General features: G+C 68.2%; 19 protein-coding genes and 1 riboswitch. Of the genes, 14 read left to right on the top strand and 5 right to left on the bottom strand.

The window, feature by feature from the left end; translation table 11 throughout:
* Positions 1–37: 37 nt before the first annotated feature.
* Together E2493_RS04645 and E2493_RS04650 are read left to right on the top strand one after the other, a co-directional pair.
* A complete protein-coding gene (locus tag E2493_RS04645) occupies positions 38–922 on the top strand; it encodes a MipA/OmpV family protein (RefSeq protein WP_167737385.1) in 885 nt (294 codons plus the stop codon).
* A 250-nt stretch (positions 923–1,172) separates the two neighbouring features.
* Positions 1,173–1,406: a hypothetical protein gene (locus E2493_RS04650; RefSeq protein WP_135084202.1), complete on the top strand. Its 234-nt coding sequence runs from the start codon at positions 1,173–1,175 to the stop codon at positions 1,404–1,406.
* 66 nt (positions 1,407–1,472) lie between these two features.
* Here the strand turns inward: E2493_RS04650 and E2493_RS04655 are convergent, their stop codons facing one another.
* Positions 1,473–1,697: a hypothetical protein gene (locus E2493_RS04655; protein ID WP_135084204.1), complete on the bottom strand. Its 225-nt coding sequence runs from the start codon at positions 1,695–1,697 to the stop codon at positions 1,473–1,475.
* A 191-nt stretch (positions 1,698–1,888) separates the two neighbouring features.
* On the opposite strand from E2493_RS04655, the gene dinB reads away from it, so the two are divergent.
* On the top strand, positions 1,889–2,962 hold the full coding sequence (dinB, locus tag E2493_RS04660; protein ID WP_225421146.1) for a DNA polymerase IV: 1,074 nt from the start codon (positions 1,889–1,891) through the stop codon (positions 2,960–2,962).
* A 37-nt stretch (positions 2,963–2,999) separates the two neighbouring features.
* Here the strand turns inward: dinB and E2493_RS04665 are convergent, their stop codons facing one another.
* Positions 3,000–3,305 (bottom strand): hypothetical protein, encoded by a 306-nt coding sequence (locus E2493_RS04665; RefSeq protein WP_135084206.1) that lies wholly within the window; start codon positions 3,303–3,305, stop codon positions 3,000–3,002.
* A gap of 49 nt (positions 3,306–3,354) precedes the next feature.
* A riboswitch (TPP riboswitch) is annotated at positions 3,355–3,469 on the top strand.
* 38 nt (positions 3,470–3,507) lie between these two features.
* On the opposite strand from E2493_RS04665, the gene thiC reads away from it, so the two are divergent.
* The 7 genes from thiC to E2493_RS04700 all read left to right on the top strand — a co-directional run bounded on the left by thiC (position 3,508) and on the right by E2493_RS04700 (position 10,300).
* Positions 3,508–5,367, top strand: a complete 1,860-nt coding sequence (thiC, locus tag E2493_RS04670) for a phosphomethylpyrimidine synthase ThiC (protein WP_135084208.1) — start codon at positions 3,508–3,510, stop codon at positions 5,365–5,367.
* Positions 5,368–5,443: 76 nt separating this feature from the next.
* Positions 5,444–6,031 (top strand): hypothetical protein, encoded by a 588-nt coding sequence (locus E2493_RS04675; protein ID WP_135084210.1) that lies wholly within the window; start codon positions 5,444–5,446, stop codon positions 6,029–6,031.
* A gap of 22 nt (positions 6,032–6,053) precedes the next feature.
* Entirely contained in the window at positions 6,054–6,464 is a 411-nt protein-coding gene (locus tag E2493_RS04680; RefSeq protein ID WP_225421147.1) for a VOC family protein, read from the top strand.
* Between the two features lie 126 nt (positions 6,465–6,590).
* On the top strand, positions 6,591–7,823 hold the full coding sequence (locus tag E2493_RS21555) for a VgrG-related protein (protein ID WP_135084212.1): 1,233 nt from the start codon (positions 6,591–6,593) through the stop codon (positions 7,821–7,823).
* A 95-nt stretch (positions 7,824–7,918) separates the two neighbouring features.
* On the top strand, positions 7,919–8,671 hold the full coding sequence (locus E2493_RS04690; protein WP_135084214.1) for a DUF4272 domain-containing protein: 753 nt from the start codon (positions 7,919–7,921) through the stop codon (positions 8,669–8,671).
* A gap of 91 nt (positions 8,672–8,762) precedes the next feature.
* On the top strand, positions 8,763–9,605 hold the full coding sequence (locus E2493_RS04695; RefSeq protein ID WP_135084216.1) for a TIGR00266 family protein: 843 nt from the start codon (positions 8,763–8,765) through the stop codon (positions 9,603–9,605).
* Positions 9,606–9,667: 62 nt separating this feature from the next.
* Positions 9,668–10,300: a YbhB/YbcL family Raf kinase inhibitor-like protein gene (locus tag E2493_RS04700; RefSeq protein ID WP_135084218.1), complete on the top strand. Its 633-nt coding sequence runs from the start codon at positions 9,668–9,670 to the stop codon at positions 10,298–10,300.
* A gap of 2 nt (positions 10,301–10,302) precedes the next feature.
* Here the strand turns inward: E2493_RS04700 and E2493_RS04705 are convergent, their stop codons facing one another.
* Both E2493_RS04705 and E2493_RS04710 read right to left on the bottom strand, forming a co-directional pair.
* Positions 10,303–10,701 carry an addiction module antidote protein gene (locus E2493_RS04705; protein ID WP_167737386.1) on the bottom strand — a complete coding sequence of 133 codons (399 nt, stop codon included), beginning with the start codon at positions 10,699–10,701 and terminating at the stop codon, positions 10,303–10,305.
* Between the two features lie 132 nt (positions 10,702–10,833).
* A complete protein-coding gene (locus E2493_RS04710) occupies positions 10,834–11,484 on the bottom strand; it encodes a hypothetical protein (protein ID WP_135084222.1) in 651 nt (216 codons plus the stop codon).
* Between the two features lie 150 nt (positions 11,485–11,634).
* Here E2493_RS04710 and E2493_RS04715 point away from each other — a divergent pair, with 150 nt between their 5' ends.
* From E2493_RS04715 to nadB, 4 genes are read left to right on the top strand one after another with little or no spacing between them, the layout of a single operon-like run.
* Entirely contained in the window at positions 11,635–13,686 is a 2,052-nt protein-coding gene (locus E2493_RS04715) for a carbon starvation CstA family protein (RefSeq protein WP_135084224.1), read from the top strand.
* Positions 13,673–13,870 (top strand): YbdD/YjiX family protein, encoded by a 198-nt coding sequence (locus E2493_RS04720; RefSeq protein ID WP_135084226.1) that lies wholly within the window; start codon positions 13,673–13,675, stop codon positions 13,868–13,870. The genes E2493_RS04715 and E2493_RS04720 overlap by 14 nt, the downstream gene beginning before the upstream one ends.
* Positions 13,871–13,925: 55 nt before the next feature.
* On the top strand, positions 13,926–14,864 hold the full coding sequence (locus E2493_RS04725) for an ABC transporter ATP-binding protein (RefSeq protein WP_135084227.1): 939 nt from the start codon (positions 13,926–13,928) through the stop codon (positions 14,862–14,864).
* Between the two features lie 18 nt (positions 14,865–14,882).
* Positions 14,883–16,487 carry an L-aspartate oxidase gene (gene nadB / locus E2493_RS04730; protein ID WP_135084229.1) on the top strand — a complete coding sequence of 535 codons (1,605 nt, stop codon included), beginning with the start codon at positions 14,883–14,885 and terminating at the stop codon, positions 16,485–16,487.
* Between the two features lie 110 nt (positions 16,488–16,597).
* Here nadB and E2493_RS04735 read toward each other — a convergent pair whose 3' ends face one another.
* On the bottom strand, positions 16,598–17,476 hold the full coding sequence (locus E2493_RS04735) for an alpha/beta fold hydrolase (RefSeq protein WP_167737387.1): 879 nt from the start codon (positions 17,474–17,476) through the stop codon (positions 16,598–16,600).
* Between the last annotated feature and the right edge of the window lie 46 nt (positions 17,477–17,522).

Consider the following 17,522-nt stretch of genomic DNA (forward strand, 5'->3'; position numbering starts at 1 on the left):
ACGCGCCCGCGCGCCGGGCGGCAACAGGGAGAGACCAGTGACCCTCAAGCCGATCCTCGTCCGGGCCCTGCCCGTCGTCGCTTTTGCTGCCGCGGCCGTGGCAGCCGCACCCGCCGCGGCGCAGGCGCAGGACTCGGAAGCTTTGCCCGACCGGACGAGCGACCGTCCTGCGGACCGCAACAGCCTGACCATCGGCGCGGGCGCCGCCTATATCCCGAGCTACGAGGGGTCGGACGATTACATCGTCCAGCCGATCGGCGTCGCCATGGGAAAGGTCTCCGGGATCAGCTTCATCACCCGCGGGCCGGGGATCGCCATCGACCTCATCCCCGATGCCGAGGATGCACCGATCACCCTCGAGCTGGGACCGGTTGCCTACGTCCGCCTGGACCGCACCGCCAGGATCAAGGATGCCCAGGTTCGCGCGCTCGGCGAGATCGACACGGCGATCGAACTCGGCTTCCAGACAGGGATCGCGAAGCAGGGGGTTCTCCACCAATATGACAGCCTCGGCATCCGCGCGACCTGGCAGTACGATCTGACCGACACCCACAAGAGCGCGGTTTTCAGCCCCTCGATCGAATACAGCACTCCGCTCAGCACGCGGACCTATGCGACTCTTAGCGCATCGGCCGAGCATGTCGGCGACGGCTACGCCCGCACCTATTTCAGCGTCAGCCCGGCGGGCTCGCTCGCCAGCGGCCTTCCCGTCTACAATGCGAACAGCGGGTGGAAATCGATGCGGCTCGGTCTGTTCCTCGCGCAGACGCTGACCGGCGACCTGCGCAATCCGGGTCTCTCCCTGTTCGGCGCGGCGGCCTATTCGCGCCTGCAGGGGGATTTCAAGCGCAGCCCGATCGTGTCGATTGCCGGCGATGCGGATCAATTCTCGGGCTTGCTGGGGCTGGCCTACACGTTCTAGCCTCCACGCGGGAACCTCCCGCGTCTCCGGGACTTGAGACATGTTAGTAATCTGGGAGCGTCTCTGCGTGTTGAGAGGATGTTCTGGACTGGTGGTCGCCGGACTATGCCTTACTGCGGCTCTTCCCGCGAATGCGCGGAAGCCCGGGCCGGAACCTCAATCGCCTCTAGCCGCGGCGCGGGCCCATGAGGCTCTCGTCCTCAGCGGGATCGGCCGGACCAGGCATGCGCGTGCGCTTCCCCTGGTACCGATGGCCGGCGTCCGCGACGCCGGCGACAGCCTCGGCGACCTGCGCACCGCGCCTCCGCAGACGCGCATGCTGCGCAGCCTTCCGCTTCACGAGCAGGTGGATGTCGGCCTGGGCCTTTTCGCGGTCACCGGCGCGACGGTGAAGGAGCGCGAGCTCGGCCGCACCGATCCGATCCGCGACGTGGCGCCGCGAACCAGCCGCGTCGCCGGCGCAGGGCTTCGCGTCAACTTCTGATCGCCGGACACGAAAACGCCCGCCCCGGCGTTGCCGGAGCGGGCGCCTCCTTGAAATGGGCAGCCGTTACGGCGTGACCGGAACTTCCTCGTCATCGTCGTTGGTGAGCAGGACCACGGCGACGACAAGCGCCACGATCACCGCCAACGGCAGGATGAAGCCGCCGCGAATCTCGCTGTCGGCCTGAACCGACTCGGCGGCCGGTGCCGGCGCGGCGCTCTGCGCTGCAGCGACGGTCGGCGCAGCGACAAGGCTGGCGGCCACAGCGGCCGCGGTGAACATCTTCAACAAGTCCCCAACTCCCCTTTGCTTGGTTCGACTTCGGTGTCTTCTTCTATAACGGGGATCAAGGGCGAGGGAGGGTTTCTCAACCAAAACGGTGGCAAAACGACACCAATCCAAGTCGGCTGTGGCGAAGATGCCACATCTGGGTGCAGTCGCGGCCTTTCCCGAGTGAACCCGATCGCCTATAAGCACAAAGCGTGAACGCCCTGCGCAAGATCATCCACGTCGACATGGACGCTTTCTACGCGTCGGTGGAGCAGCGCGACCATCCCGAGTTGCGCGGCAAGCCGATCGCCGTCGGCGGAGGCGTGCGGGGCGTGGTCGCGGCGGCGAGCTACGAAGCGAGGCGCTTCGGCGTGCGCTCTGCGATGCCCGCGGTGACGGCACGCCGCCGCTGCCCCGAACTGATCTTCGTAAAGCCGAGGTTCGACGCCTATCGCGCCGTCTCCCAGCAGATTCGCGCGATCTTCCTGGACTATACGCCGCACGTCGAGCCGCTCAGCCTCGACGAAGCCTATCTGGACGTGACCGAGGACCTCAAGGGCATCGGCATCGCCACCAGGATTGCCGAGGAGATACGGGCCAGGATCCTGGCGGAGACCGGCCTCACGGCGTCGGCCGGAGTCTCGTACAACAAGTTCCTGGCGAAGCTTGCGTCCGATCAGAACAAGCCGAACGGACTTTGCGTCGTCACCCCGGCGCGCGGGCCGGCGTTCGTCGAGTCGCTGCCGGTCGCGCGCTTCCACGGGGTGGGGCCGAAGACCGCGGAGAAGATGAAGCGCTTGGGCATCGAGACGGGGGCCGATCTCAAGACGCGCAGCCTCGACTGGCTTGCCGCGCACTTCGGCAGCTCGGCCCAATATTATCACGACCTCGCCCGCGGCATCTGCCACCGGCAGGTGAAAGCCGATCGTCCGTACAAGTCGGTCAGCGCCGAAGACACGTTCATGACTGACCTGGCGGAACCCCAGGCGCTGCTCGACGAGCTAGAGCGGATCGGCCGCCACGTCTGGACCCGGATCGAAGCGAAGGGGCTGAGGGGCCGGACCGTCAATCTCAAGGTCAAATACGCGGATTTTCAGATCGTCAGCCGCGCCCGATCGACGACGGTCATGGTCCGGGACGTCGAGGAGTTCGTCGAGACCGGGCGCGCCCTGCTCCGCACCCTGCTGCCGCCCGCCAAGAGCATTCGCCTGCTCGGCCTCGGCCTCTCCAACCTCATCGAGGGCGAAGCGGCGCCCGGTCCAGTGCCGCTCGAGCTCCCGCTGTAGGGACGGGCGGATCCGAGAGGAGAGAGGCGGCTGCGGCCTAGATGATCTCGACCTCGTGGGCGCGCACGATGATCCTTTCCTGGCGGAACAGGATCTCGAGCTCGGCGCGGTACTTCTCCCACCAATTGCGGTCGATGCCGTCGCTCATCACCTCGAAGATCACGATCTGATCACGACTGCGCTCGCCCTCGTCTTCCCACAGGCCCTCGGCCGGGCTGCGGGTGAAGGCGGTGAGCCCCCCGAAGCGGGCGACGAGCTCCTCGCGCACCTGCTCGTAAGGCGCATGGCCGAAGCGGTGACCCTCGTTGTCGCAGAGCGGCAGGAGAATTTCGACGATGTGCATCTCCGATCAACGCAGCGGCTTCCTGAGTGCTCCGCTTTGGCCTATGGGGAACCATTCCCCGGGGGACCGCGCCCAAGACGCGGTTGAGAGGCGGGCTTCCTGGCCCGCGACCCGTCGAACCTGATCCGGCTGACACCGGCGTAGGGAGGGAGACGGATAGGCCAGACCTCGCCGCTCTCCATCCACCTAGGAGAGCGAAGACATGGCCGATATTCCCGCCCGCACCGAACTGAAGGTCACCACCGGCCCGATCCGCGGCAGCCGCAAGATTCACGTCGAAGGCCCGAACGGTCTTCGCGTCGCGATGCGCGAGATCGACCTCGAACCGTCGAGCGGAGAGCCGCCTCTGCGCGTCTACGATTGCTCGGGCCCCTATACCGATCCGAAGGCGGCGATCGACATCATGGCCGGCCTCCCCGAGCTCCGCCGCGACTGGATCCGCGGCCGCGGCGACGTCGAGGAGGTGCCGCAGCGCGAGGTGAAGCCGGAGGACAACGGCCAGCTGGGGCCGGACCGCTCCGGCGGCGTCCAGCCCTTCCCCAACGTCCGCCGCGACGTGCTGCGCGCCAGGGCCGGCGCCAACGTTACCCAGATGCATTATGCTAGGCGCGGCATCGTCACGCCCGAGATGGAATATGTCGCGATCCGCGAAAATCTGGGACGCGCGCAGCGGGCCGAGGCGGCGGCGCGCGACGGGCAGGACTTCGGCGCGGCCATCCCGGATTTCGTCACGCCCGAGTTCGTTCGCGACGAGGTCGCCCGCGGCCGCGCGATCATCCCGTCGAACATCAACCATCCGGAGAGCGAGCCGATGGCGATCGGCCGCAACTTCCTGGTCAAGATCAACGCCAATATCGGCAACTCCGCGGTGGCGTCGGACGTTGCGTCCGAGGTCGACAAGATGGTCTGGGCGATCCGCTGGGGCGCCGACACGGTCATGGACCTCTCGACCGGGCGCAACATCCACGACACGCGCGAATGGATCATCCGCAACTCCCCGGTGCCGATCGGCACCGTGCCGATCTACCAGGCGCTGGAGAAGGTCGGCGGCGTCGCCGAGGACCTCACCTGGGAGATCTACCGCGACACGCTGATCGAGCAGGCCGAGCAGGGCGTCGACTATTTCACCATCCACGCGGGCGTCCGCCTGCCCTACATCCCGATGACGGCGAAGCGCGTCACCGGCATCGTCAGCCGCGGCGGCTCGATCATGGCCAAATGGTGCCTCGCCCACCACAAGGAGAGCTTCCTCTACACCCGCTTCGAGGAGATCTGCGAGATCATGAAGGCGTACGACATCGCCTTCTCGCTGGGCGACGGCCTGCGCCCCGGCTCGATCGCCGACGCCAATGACGAGGCGCAGTTCGCCGAGCTCGCCACGCTCGGCGAGCTGACCGAGATTGCATGGCGTCACGACGTCCAGGTGATGATCGAGGGCCCCGGCCACGTGCCGATGCACAAGATCAAGGCGAACATGGACAAGCAGCTCGAGGCCTGCGGCGAGGCGCCCTTCTATACGCTCGGGCCGCTGACCACCGATATCGCGCCCGGCTACGATCACATCACCAGCGCGATCGGCGCGGCGATGATCGGCTGGTTCGGCACGGCGATGCTCTGCTACGTGACACCCAAGGAGCATCTCGGCCTGCCCGACCGCGACGACGTCAAGGTCGGAGTCGTCACCTACAAGCTCGCCGCCCACGCCGCCGATCTCGCCAAGGGCCATCCGGCGGCGAAGCTGCGCGACGACGCGCTCAGCCGCGCCCGCTTCGAGTTTCGCTGGCGCGACCAGTTCCATCTCAGCCTCGACCCGGACACGGCCGAGAGATACCACGATCAGACCTTGCCCGCCGAGGGCGCCAAGACCGCGCATTTCTGCTCGATGTGCGGCCCGAAATTCTGCTCGATGAAGATCACCCAGGAAGTGCGGGACTTCGCGGCCAGGCAAAATGCGCCCGCCGACACGGTCCTCGCGGCCGGCGATGCGGAAGCGGGCATGGCCGAGATGAGCGAGAAGTTCCGGGAGAAGGGCGGAGAGATCTACCTCCCCGCGGCCGAATAGGGGCCGGCGGCCGGCGCAGCATCTGTTGCGCCGGCCGCGCCTTCGTGTTTTCCTGCTCCCGGCCAGGGGGAAGCCGATGGACCGACGCAGGATGATGGCGACCGTGGCGGCAGCTCTCGCTGTCGCCGCCTGCGGCAGCGGGAGGGACACGCCGAGCTCGGATACGGCCGCCAATGGCGCCTCTCCGGCCGCGGCGGCCGCCGTCACTCCGCAACCGGCCTCGAACGCAGCAGCCGCGGCGGCGCCCGACGCCGCGCCAGTGCCCTACACTCTCGCCGCCAACGGGCTCGCGCCCGGCCTGACCTTCGGCATGCCGCAGGCGGATGTCGTCAGGGCGGCGACGGCCGTGTTCGGAACGCCGGAGCGCCGCGAGCACAATGACGCATGCGGCGAGGGACCGATGGATTTCGTCCAGTTCGGGAACCTCCAGCTCGGTTTCCAGGAGGGCAGGTTCGCCGGCTGGTCGCTCGGCGGGAGCAAACCGGTGCTGCATACGGCGGGCGGCCTGACTGTCGGCGCGCCGCGTAGCGCCCTGGGCGACACGCCGGTGGACGAGGAATCGAGCATCGGGCCAGAGTTCGACGTCGGCGGCGTCGGCGGATTCCTCGACGAGCAGGACAAGGTGATGGCCTTGTGGGCCGGCTCTCCTTGTCAGTTCCGCTGAACAGCCGGAGCGTCGCGCGCGCGTGCTGAACGGCGCCGTGCTCGCGCACGTGGCGCTCGTCGTCCGCGACTATGACGAGGCGATCGCCTGGTATTGCGAGAGGCTCGGCTTCACGCTCGTGGCGGACGACCACCAGCCCGAACAGGGCAAGAGATGGGTATTGGTCGCGCCGCCCGGCGGAGGGGGCACGAGCCTGCTCCTCGCGCGGGCCGCGACGCAAGAGCAGGAAGCACTCGTCGGCCGGCAGGCCGGCGGCCGCGTGTTCCTGTTCCTCCACACCGATGATTTCCGGCGGGATTTCGAGACGCTGAAGGCCCGCGGCGTCCGTTTCGTCCGGCCGCCGGCGGAGCAGCCTTACGGCATCGTCGCCGTGTTCGAGGACCTCTACGGAAATCTCTGGGATCTGGTCGAGCCGAGCCTGCCGCCGCGCTGACGCCAGCCGCCCTCGCCGCGGCTCGCTCGGCGACTGGTCCGGATCGGAGATGGTCGTGGTCGGATCGTTCCCGCAGGCTGCAATCTTCGGTATGACAGTCCTTCTGAACCGATGGGGGGATTGGTGATGAACAGAAAGCCGATTTTCGACGCCGTGCGCCAGCTGCTCGGGCGGGGTTTCAGCCAGTCGGAAGTGGAAACGCTCGATCGCGCCTGCGATCTTGCCGAAGCAGCAGTGGCTACGCCGCCCACGGCGGGCGAGATGCTTTCGAACCTGGCCGACGCGGTCAAAGCCGCGGTGAGCACCGCCAGGCACCGGCTCGGCGCCCTCTCGGAGATCTTCGAGAGCGGCAATCGCGGACCCGGCACCGTCTCCTCCGGGGCCGGCGACCCTGGCGGTGTCTCCTACGGCGTCTATCAGCTTTCCTCGAACGCCGGCACGCTCGGCGCCTTCCTCAAGGGCGAGGGCAAGCGCTGGGCGGCGGAGCTCGGCGCCTTCGTCCCGGGCAGCGGCGATTTCTCGAACCTGTGGAAGGCGATCGCAAGCCGCGAGCCGGACGATTTCCGGGCGGCGCAGCACCAGTTCATCGAACGCACCCATTATCGCCAGACCGTTGCCGACGTGCTCGCGCGCAAGGGGCTCGATCTCGACAAGAGGCACGACGCGGTGCGCGATGCGACCTGGTCGGTGGCGGTCCAGCATGGCCGCGCCGCCACCATCCTGATCCGCGCCATCGATGCCACCGACCCGACGCTGTCGCGCGACGATCCCGGCTATGACCGGGCGCTCGTCGAGCAGATCTACAAGGCCCGCACCGCCTATGTTCTGGAGGTCGCCGCCAACCCCAAGCTGCCGCAGTCCCAGCGCAACCAGCTGATCAGCATCACCAGGAACCGCTATCCGAGCGAGTGCGAGAAGTGCCTCGCGATGTTCAGGCCATCTCCCGCGGCAACCCCCGCGCCGCCGCCGCCGCCCGACGCCGCGCCCGAGGCGGACGGCACGATCGACGGCAACATGGTCGCCCAGCAGCATGGCGTCGGGGTGAAAAGCAGTGCCGTGAAGATTGCACGGCTGCATCCCGCGATGGCGAAGGCGATCGCCGCCGTGGCTCAGGCGGTGCGCACCCTCGGCCTTCCGCAGGCGGTGATCACCTCCGGCAACGACAGCAACCACATGGCCGGGTCGCTCCACTTCAAGGATCGGGCGCTGGATTTCCGCGGCAACAACATCTCGGTGGAGCTCGGCAAGCGTTTCCAGCAGGAGGTCTCGCAGATCCTCGGCAGCGGCTATGACGTGCTCTTCGAGGTGTTCCTCAATCCCGCCAACAACCACCTCCACGTGGAGTTCGATCCGAAATAGAGCGTCCCGCCCCGCGACCGATCGCTTTCGCTCTATGAGAAAGGCAGGATTGGACGAAGGAATGCGGGAATGATGCACTTGGCGGGAGAAAGGCCGTGAACCAGCTTCGGCTGATCCAGGGCGGCCGCTCGGACGTCGCGGAAGGCGTCGCCGATTTCTCCGGCGTTGCCGGTCAGGTGCTGATTCCGGCGAGCGGGGACGTTCCCGAGATCTGCCTCGACCAGGTGCTGCGCAAGCAGCATTCCGAAGACCTTCTGCGTGCCGAGGGGGTTGCTGTCGATCGCCACCTCCCCGTCGTCGAGGGCGAGGCGGGTCTGCAGCTCCCGACGCGAGCCGAGGTCGCCGATCGGGCGCTGGCGCTGGCTATCGTCGGCGCCAAGGGTGCCGGAATTCCGCAGATCGAGGTGGAGCGGATCATCGACGAGCGCGGCGCCTACGGCCTGTTCTCGCCTCTCGAGCAGGACTTCATCGACGACGACGAGCCCAGCAGCGACCTGCGCGCCTGGTTCGCCTGGCGCTACGAAGCATCCTGGACGCTGATGTGGGCGCTGCGCCACTTCGACGGCGCTCTCGGGCGGCCGGATCGGAGGTGCGATTCCGATCGTCTGATGGACACGATCTTCGATATTCCCGATCTTGCCCGCCATCGGCTGCGGCCCGCCAACGAGATCCTCAACGAGGCCGATCTCGCCTACCGTTATCATATGGCGGCGCGACGTGCCGGCCTCGACGGGCGGCCGTCGCCGGAGGGAATCGATCCCGAGGTGGCGCGCGAGCGGCACCATGCCCTGACCTGGCTGACCTGCCATGGCGATTTCGATTGGGACGAGCTGATCGCCGCGGGCTGAACCGAGACCGGCAGACCCGCGGACACGTCCCGCTGGATAAGGCGGGGCGCTGCGCGATATGATGAGCGGATCACGAGCGAGAGGATCCGTCATGCCGAACTCCCCCTGGGGCGCCCCCTATCACCACAGCCGCAGCTCGGGCGTCGCGGACGACATTGATTTCGAGATCAAGGGCCAGGAGCTGCAGTTCGTCGAGATCGAGCTGGACCCTGGCGAGAGCGCGGTCGCCGAGGCCGGCTCGATGGTCTGGAAGGACGCCAGCGTCGAGATGACAACCGTGTTCGGCAGCGGCGACGGCCAGGAGGGCGGGTTCATGGGCAAGTTGCTCTCGGCCGGGAAGCGCCTCGTCACCGGGGAGAGCCTGTTCACCACGGTCTTCACCCACCAGGGCGGCGGCAAGGCACGGGTCGCCTTCGGCGCTCCGGTGCCCGGGGCGATCCTGCCGATCCGCCTCTCCGAGGTCGGGGGGACGCTGATCTGCCAGAAGGACAGCTTCCTCGCCGCGGCACGCGGCGTGTCGATCGGCATCCACTTCCAGCGCCGGATTCTCACCGGCCTCTTCGGCGGCGAAGGGTTCATCATGCAGCGGCTCGACGGCGACGGCTGGGTCTTCGTTCAGATGGGCGGCGCGGTGATCGAGCGCGAGCTTAAAGCGGGCGAGCAGCTCCACGTCGACACCGGCTGCATCGCCGCCTTCACCTCTTCGGTCGATTTCGATCTTGTCGGCGCCGGGGGCGTGCGCAGCGCCCTGTTCGGTGGGGAAGGCCTGTTCTTTGCGCGGCTGACCGGCCCTGGGAAGGTGTGGATCCAGTCGCTGCCGTTCGCCCGCCTCGCCGGACGGATGCTGCAGGCGGCGATGCCCGGCGGCCCAGGAGGCAATCGCGGCGAGGGCTCGGTGCTTGGGCCGTTCGGAGACCTCATCTCGGGGAACTGACCTGCGGCGTTCGGAGCGAAGCCGCGGTTCGCGGGTTGAGAAGCGCGCACCAGGGAGGCTCCATGCTCGAACACGTTCCGCATTGGCTCGGCCACGCGCTCCGCAAGGTCCGCGCCGGCGCCGAGAAACTGGCGATCCTCCAGCCGGAGCTGGGCGGCAGCTTCTCCGGCATCGACCTCTCCAGCCCGGCCTTCGCCGATGGGGCGCGGCTGCCGCCCCGCTTCACCGCCGACGGCGAAGGCGTTTCGCCGCCGCTGATCTGGGGTCCGGTGCCCGAGGGTACGCAGAGCCTGGCGCTGATCGTCGAGGATCCCGACGCGCCGGCGCCGCAACCGCTGGTCCATGCCGTCGTCTGGGGCATCCCTGCGGATGAAGCGCGTCTCGCCGAGGGCGCGATCGTCGCCGACGGCGCCGGCGATACCGACGGCAGGGACGTGGGGCGCAATTCCTACTTCCTGGAAGGCTGGCTGCCGCCCGATCCGCCGACCGGACACGGCGAGCATGCCTACGCCTTCCAGCTTTTCGCCCTGGGCATAGTGCCGGACCTCGGCCGCAATCCGGGCCGGGCGGCGCTGGTCAGGGCGATGGCCGGCAACGTTCTCGCCGCGGGCTTGCTCACCGGAACCTACGGGCGCGAGATACCGGCCGGGCGCGGCCACTCCGGCCACCCGGTCGTCCCCGGCGCCGTGCGCTGACCTCAGGCGGGCAGGACGCCGCTCAGCACCCGCGCAGAGTGGTAGAGCCGCTCGCGCACGTCTTCCGCGAGCAGATCGGAAAGCAGGCGGTCGAAGCCCGGCCGATCCGCCGCCGCGGCCAGGGACAGCATCCCGGCGAGGGTCGTCTCGTCATGGCTGAGGCGGGGGCAGCAGGGCGGGCTGACCGAGAAAGGCTCCGGCCAGGCGGCGCCCACTTCCTCGAGGAGAAGCTGGAGATGGACCGCAGCACGGAGGCAGCCGAGCTGCGCTCGCAACGAATCCATCGTGCACCGTCCCGTCCCCCGGGCCGCAACCCAGCGGCGCAGCGCCCGCACGGCGCGGACTGCCTGATCGGGAAGCTCCTGCAACTCGGCCCTGCGCGCCAGACATTCGATCCGCATCTTCACCTCCGATGCGGGACATTATTGCGACTAATTCTCAATAGCAAGGCTGCGGGCGAGGGTTGAAAGCGTCGGCCTGGTGCAAAGGTGGGCCGCATCGCGCGAGCCGAATGCGACCCTCCCTGCTGCCGGTCAGCGGGTCATGGCGTAGACACGCAGGACCGTGTTGGTGCGGGTGTCGATCTGATAGATCTGCCGGCCGTCGGTCCGGTAGACGATGCCGTTCCCGTCGCGGAACTGGCTGCGATAGGAAGAGGGCAAGGTGCCGAGGTTGCCCGAGACCCGCTCGCCCACCTGCAGGCCATCGCAATCGTCATTGCCGCCGAAGACCGAGCCGATCAGACCGCCGATTCCACCCTGGCGTTCGCACTGGACCTCCTCGTAAGGGCCGCCCTGGCCGGTATAATCGTCGTCATACAGATCGTCATTGGAGCCGTAGCGATTGCCGCGGCCGTCGGCGAGGGCGAGATCCTGGCGGAAGGTGCGGATCCGCTGCTGCAGATCCTGCCGCTCCGCCTGGGTAAGCCCGTTCCGGCTGTACTGCCGCTCGAGGCGTGACAGCGCGCGAAGCTGCTGGCGCAGGGTCCTCGCTTCGGCACTGCTCACGGTGCCGGCGCTGATCCCGGATTGAAGGCGCGCGTCGAGACGCGCGATGCGATTGGCGAAGCTCGCCGCGCCATAGGCATTGGCGTTTACGTTGGCATTCGAACTGACCTGCGTCGCCGCCGGCGCCGCGATCGCTAGCGCCGACATGGCGCCAAGGGTTGCGAGAAGCTTGTTCATCGGACTCACTCCTACATCGCCCCTCGCGCGGACCATTCAACGAACTGGAAAGATGGACGTTTCCATCTTCCGTGGCCGAGGACTTCCCGACGCGACGCGCCGCCGCTAGCCTGCGCCGAGCAGCCGCGGCCAGTGCGGCGAGGAGGGGATATGCGGGCACTTTCGGGCAATCGGCTGCTTTGGGCGCTGGTCGCGCTGGCGGGAGCGGCTGCGCTGGGCGTCGTCGCGCTTCATCGCGGCGAGACGATCAACGCGCTGTGGATCGTGGTTGCAGCAATCTGCGTCTACCTCACGGCCTATCGCTTCTACGCCATGTTCATCGCCCGGCGGGTGATCGGCATCGATCCTTCCCGCCGCACCCCGGCCGTGCGCCGCAACGACGGCCTCGATTACGTCCCGACCGACCGCTATACCCTGTTCGGCCACCATTTCGCGGCGATCGCCGGCGCCGGTCCGCTGGTCGGGCCGGTGCTCGCCGCCCAGATGGGGTATCTTCCGGGCACGCTCTGGCTGCTGGTCGGCGTGGTGTTCGCCGGGGCGGTCCAGGACTTCCTGATGCTGTTCATCTCCACCAGGCGGGACGGCCGCTCGCTCGGCGAGATCATCCGCACCGAGATGGGCAACGTCCCCGGCATCGTGGCGATGATCGGAATACTGGCGATCATGATCATCCTTCTCGCCGTGCTGGCGCTGGTGGTGGTGAAGGCACTGGCGGGGAGCCCGTGGGGGACGTTCACCGTGTTCGCGACGATGCCGGTTGCCCTCGTCATGGGCCTCTACGGCCGTTTCCTGCGCCCCGGGCGCATCGGCGAAGTCTCGCTGATCGGCTTTGCGGGGCTGATGGCCGCAATCGTCCTCGGCGGACAGGTCGCCTCCGATCCGCAATGGGGCCCTGCCTTCACCTTCTCGGCCGAGGCGCTTGCGCTGATGCTGATCGCTTATGGCTTCATCGCCTCGGTGATCCCGGTGTGGCTGCTGCTCGCGCCGCGCGACTATCTCTCGACCTTCCTCAAGATCGGCACGATCGTCGGCCTCGCGATCGGCATCCTGATCGTTCGACCGGAGCTCCAGATGCCGGCGGTGACGAGATTCGTCGACGGCACCGGGCCGGTCTTCGCCGGCAACCTCTTTCCCTTCCTGTTCATCACCATCGCGTGCGGCGCCGTTTCCGGCTTCCACGCCCTGGTCGCGTCGGGGACGACGCCGAAGATGATCGAGAGCGAGGCTCATCTCCCGGCGATCGGTTATGGCGCGATGCTGATGGAGAGCTTCGTCGCGATCATGGCTCTGGTCGCGGCGAGCGTGCTCGATCCGGCGGTCTATTTCGCCCTGAACAGCCCGGCGGCGCTGATCGGCACCACCACCGCCGATGCGGCGAACGCCGTCTCCGGCTGGGGGTTCGCGATCACCCCGGCGATGCTCGACCAGGTGGCGGCGCACGTCGGCGAGGCGACCATCCTCTCCCGCACCGGCGGCGCACCGACACTGGCGGTGGGCATGGCCCACATCCTCTCGAACGTCATTGGCGGGCCCGGGATGATGGCCTTCTGGTACCATTTCGCCATCCTGTTCGAGGCGCTGTTCATCCTCACCACGGTCGACGCCGGCACGCGCGTCGCGCGGTTCATGATCCAGGATCTGCTCGGCACCGCGGTGCCGCGGCTCAAGGAGACGCGGAGCTGGGCCGCCAATTTGCTCGCTACGGCGCTCGCGGTCGGCGGCTGGGGCTGGTTCCTCTACCAGGGCGTCACCGACCCGCTCGGCGGGATCAACACGCTCTGGCCGCTGTTCGGCATCTCGAACCAGATGCTGGCCGCGATGGCGTTGACACTCTGCACGGTCGTGCTGTTCCGGATGAAGCGGGAACGCTTTGCCTGGGTGACCCTGCTCCCGGTCGGGTGGCTGCTGCTCTGCACGCTGACCGCGGGATGGCAGAAGATGTTCCACCCCGACCCCAAGATCGGCTTCCTCGCCCATGCGTCCCGCTATTCGGAAGCGCTCGGGCGCGGCGAAATCCTGGCGCCGGCGAAGGGTCTCGGCGAGATGCGGCGGATCGTCTTCAACGATTACGTCAATGCCAGCCTTTGCGCGCTGTTCGTCGCCGTGGTCCTGGCCATGGTCTTCTTCGGCGTCCGCGCGATCCTCGCTGCCCGGCGCAGCGACCGCCCGACGGCTCTCGAGGTCGCCGATGCGATGGCGTGACGGCCTGAAAGCCGCAGCGCGCGCGGCGCGTCTGATGGTCGGCGTCCCGGACTATGAGGTCTATGCTGCGCACCGCCGTGCGGCCCACCCGGGCGAGCCGGTGATGAGCCGCGCCGAATTCCACCGCGAGCGCACCGAGCGGCGCTACGGCGGGGGGCCCGATCGGATCGGCCGCTGCTGCTGAGCGAGCACACGCCAGGCGCCTATGCTTCGTGCGGCGCAGGCGTTAAGGGCCGGGCATGACCGACGCCGCCATCGCCATTCGCGACCTTCAGAAGACGTACAAGGGGGGCAAGCAGGCGCTCCAGGGCGTGACCCTGGACGTGCCGCGCGGCCAGATCTTCGGCCTGCTCGGGCCCAATGGCGCCGGCAAGTCGACGATGATCAACATCCTCGCCGGGCTGGTGAACAAGACCGGCGGCAGCGCCGAGATCTGGGGCTTCGATATCGACAAGCATCCCCGCAATGCCAAGGCCTCGATCGGCATCGTGCCTCAGGAGATCGTCTTCGATCCGTTCTTCACGCCGTCGGAGACGCTGGAAATCCAGGCGGGCCTCTACGGCGTGCCGAAGGCCCAGCGGCAGACCGCGGAACTGCTGCGCGCCGTCCACCTCGAGGATAAGGCCAACGCCTATTCGCGCACTCTCTCCGGTGGCATGAAGCGCCGCCTGCTCGTCGCCAAGGCCATGGTGCACTCGCCGCCGATCCTCGTCCTCGACGAGCCGACCGCCGGGGTGGACATCGAGCTTCGCCAGCAATTGTGGGACTATGTCCGCGAGCTCAACCGCAGCGGCGTCACCATCGTGCTGACCACCCATTATCTCGAGGAGGCCGAGGAGCTCTGCGACCGGATCGCGATCATCAATCACGGCCGGCTGATCGCCAACGAGACGACGCGCACCCTGGTCGGCATGGCCCAGGAGAAAGCGGTCGAGGTCACCGTCGACCGGGACGTGGCCGCGCTTCCCGACGCTTCATGCTTCGAGAAGATCGAGCTCAAGGGAGAGCGGACGCTTGCCATCACCTACCGCAAGGACAAGGTGAACGCGGGCGAGGTGCTGGCGGCGCTGCAGCGGGACGGCCTCGGCATCGTCGATGTCTCGACCCGGGAGGCGGATCTGGAAGACGTGTTCCTGAACCTGACGCGGGCGGCGAACACGGCGGCCGCTGCGATCTGAACCGGGAAGGGGGCGCGGGTGACAGGTGAGACGCACGATTTCGACGTCCTCGTCATCGGCTCCGGCGCGGCCGGCCTCTCCGCCGCGCTGACCCTTGCGCCGCACCTGCGGATCGCGGTTCTCGCCAAGGGCGACATCTCCGCCGGCTCCACCGCCTGGGCGCAGGGCGGCATCGCCGCCGTGCTCGAGCCCGGCGACACGTTCGAGAGCCACATCGAGGACACGATCATCGCCGGCGCCGGGCTCAACCGGCGCGAAGCGGTCGAGTTCGTCGTCGAGAGCGCACCGGCCGCGATCGAGCGCCTCGCCGCGCTAGGCGTCCCGTTCAATGCCGGCGACGAGGATTCGCGTTGGCACCTCACCCGCGAGGGAGGGCACAGCCACCGCCGGATCGTCCATGTCGCCGACGCCACCGGCCGCGCCGTCCAGCTCGCGCTGGAGAAAGCGGCGGCGCAGCACCCCAACATCAGCCTGATCCCCGACATGGCCGCGATCGACCTGGTGACGGGCAAGCACAGCGTCGCCGAGACCAGCGAGCGCCGCGTCTGGGGCGTCTATGCGCTCGATCGGGCGCGGGGCGGCGTGTCCTTGTTCACCGCACGCGCGACGATCCTCGCATCGGGGGGCGCGAGCCGGGCCTGGCTCTATTCGACCAACCCCAGGGGTTCGACCGGCGACGGCATCGCCATGGCCTGGCGAGCGGGCTGCCGGATCGCGAACATGGAGTTCAACCAGTTCCACCCGACCTGCCTCCACCATCCGGAGGTCAAGAACTTCCTGATCACCGAGGCGATGCGGGGCGAGGGCGGGCAGCTCAAGATCCCCGGCGGCGCCCGCTTCATGCCCGAGTTCGACGCGCGCGCCGAGCTCGCGCCAAGGGACATCGTCGCGCGGGCGATCGACCATGAGCTGAAGCGCCTCGGCCTCGACTTCGTCCACCTCGACATCAGCCATCGCGACCCTGAGTTCGTGCGCGAGCACTTCCCGACCATCGCGGCGCGGCTCGCCGAGCCGGACATCGGCATCGACATCACCCGCGAGCCGATCCCCGTCGTCCCGGCGGCCCATTATACGTGCGGCGGGGTGATGGTGGATCTCGACGGCCGCACCGATCTCGAGGGGCTGTACGCGGCCGGCGAGGTGACGATGTCCGGCCTCCACGGCGCCAACCGCCTTGCGTCCAACTCGGTGCTCGAATGCCTGGTGTTCGGAGTGGCCGCCGCCCAGCACATCAATCGCAGCTGGGGGAACCTGGCGCCGCCTCCGCCGATCCGCGCCTGGGACGAGAGCCGGGTCACCGATTCCGACGAGGAAGTGGTCGTCCACCACAATTGGCAGGAGATCCGCCGCTTCATGTGGGACTATGTCGGCATCGTCCGGACCACCAAGCGGCTCGAACGCGCGCTTAACCGGGTCAACCTGCTGCGCCAGGAAACGCAGGAATATTACCGCCACTTCCGCGTGACGCCGGACCTGATCGAGCTCCGGAACCTGGTGGAGGTCGCCGGCCTTATCGTCCGCTCGGCCCTGACGCGGCAGGAAAGCCGCGGCCTGCACTACACGCTGGACTATCCGGACATGCTGCCGGACGCGGTCGATACCGTGCTGGTCCCGAAGGGGTAACTCTTCTGCAGCGGCTGGCGCTGCGTTTGCCGGCCTGAGCCTGTCGAAGGCCGCTCCTCCTCTCGCAGGGGCTTCGCCAAGCTCCGTCCGGACGCGTGCAGGATCGGAACTCAGCTCTCCAGGAACGTCTTCAGCGCCGCGCGAAACTTCGCCGGCTGATCGTACATGACCATGTGGCCGCTCTGATCGACGCGGATCAGGCGGACGCCCTTCTTCCCGCCATAGCCGCTGGCATAGCTGCGGTCGGCGGCGGCGTTGCGGCTTGCGTCGGGCGAGGCGTAGACGACGGTGAGCGGCGCCTGGATCTTCGCCAGCGCGGGGCCGAGGTCGGTAAGCGCCAGCTCGTGGGTGGCGCGGGCGACGAGATCGGGATCGCTCGGCCGGGTGTCCGCATCCGCATTGCCGAACATGCGGATCGCCGAGGCGATCACCCTGCGGCCATCCTCGCTGTCGCCGAGGCCGCGCAGCGCATCGGCGAGACCGCGCACGCCGCTCGCCGAGGCGCCGACGATGCCGGCGGGCTGGGGAAGCATGTCGACGACCATGACCTTGCCGACCTGCGAAGGATGCTGCGCCGCAACCATCATCGCCAGCGTGCCGCCCATCGAATGGCCGATCAACGCCGGCCTCTGGAGCTGCCGGGTCTCGATGTAACGGGCGATCTCGGCGGCGAGCGGCGCGATCACCGCTCCGCTGCCGTTGCCTCGCACCGGCGTGCCCGCGAAGCCGGAGACCTGGACGAGATGGTAGCGATAGCCCGGCAGGCCCGCGACCGTTCCCCTCCAGACGTCGCTCGACGCGGTGAGGCCCGGGATCAGGATCACGTCCGGACCGGTTCCGCTGACCTGAACCGAGATGCGCGACGAGGAGAATGGCTGCGGGGACGGGCGCGCGGCAGCCGGGGCGGCAGTCTGCGCCGGCGAGAGGGTGGCGTTGCCGCCGGTCAGCGCGGCAAGCAGCGCCGCGGCGAGAAGGGGCTTCCAGGTCATGTGGCGACGCCTAGCAAGGCTCGGTTTAACCGGCGATGACGCAAGC

The sequence above is a fragment of the Sphingomonas parva (ex Maeng et al. 2020) genome, from assembly GCF_004564275.1.
In the GTDB taxonomy this organism is placed as follows: Bacteria; Pseudomonadota; Alphaproteobacteria; order Sphingomonadales; family Sphingomonadaceae; genus Allosphingosinicella; species Allosphingosinicella parva.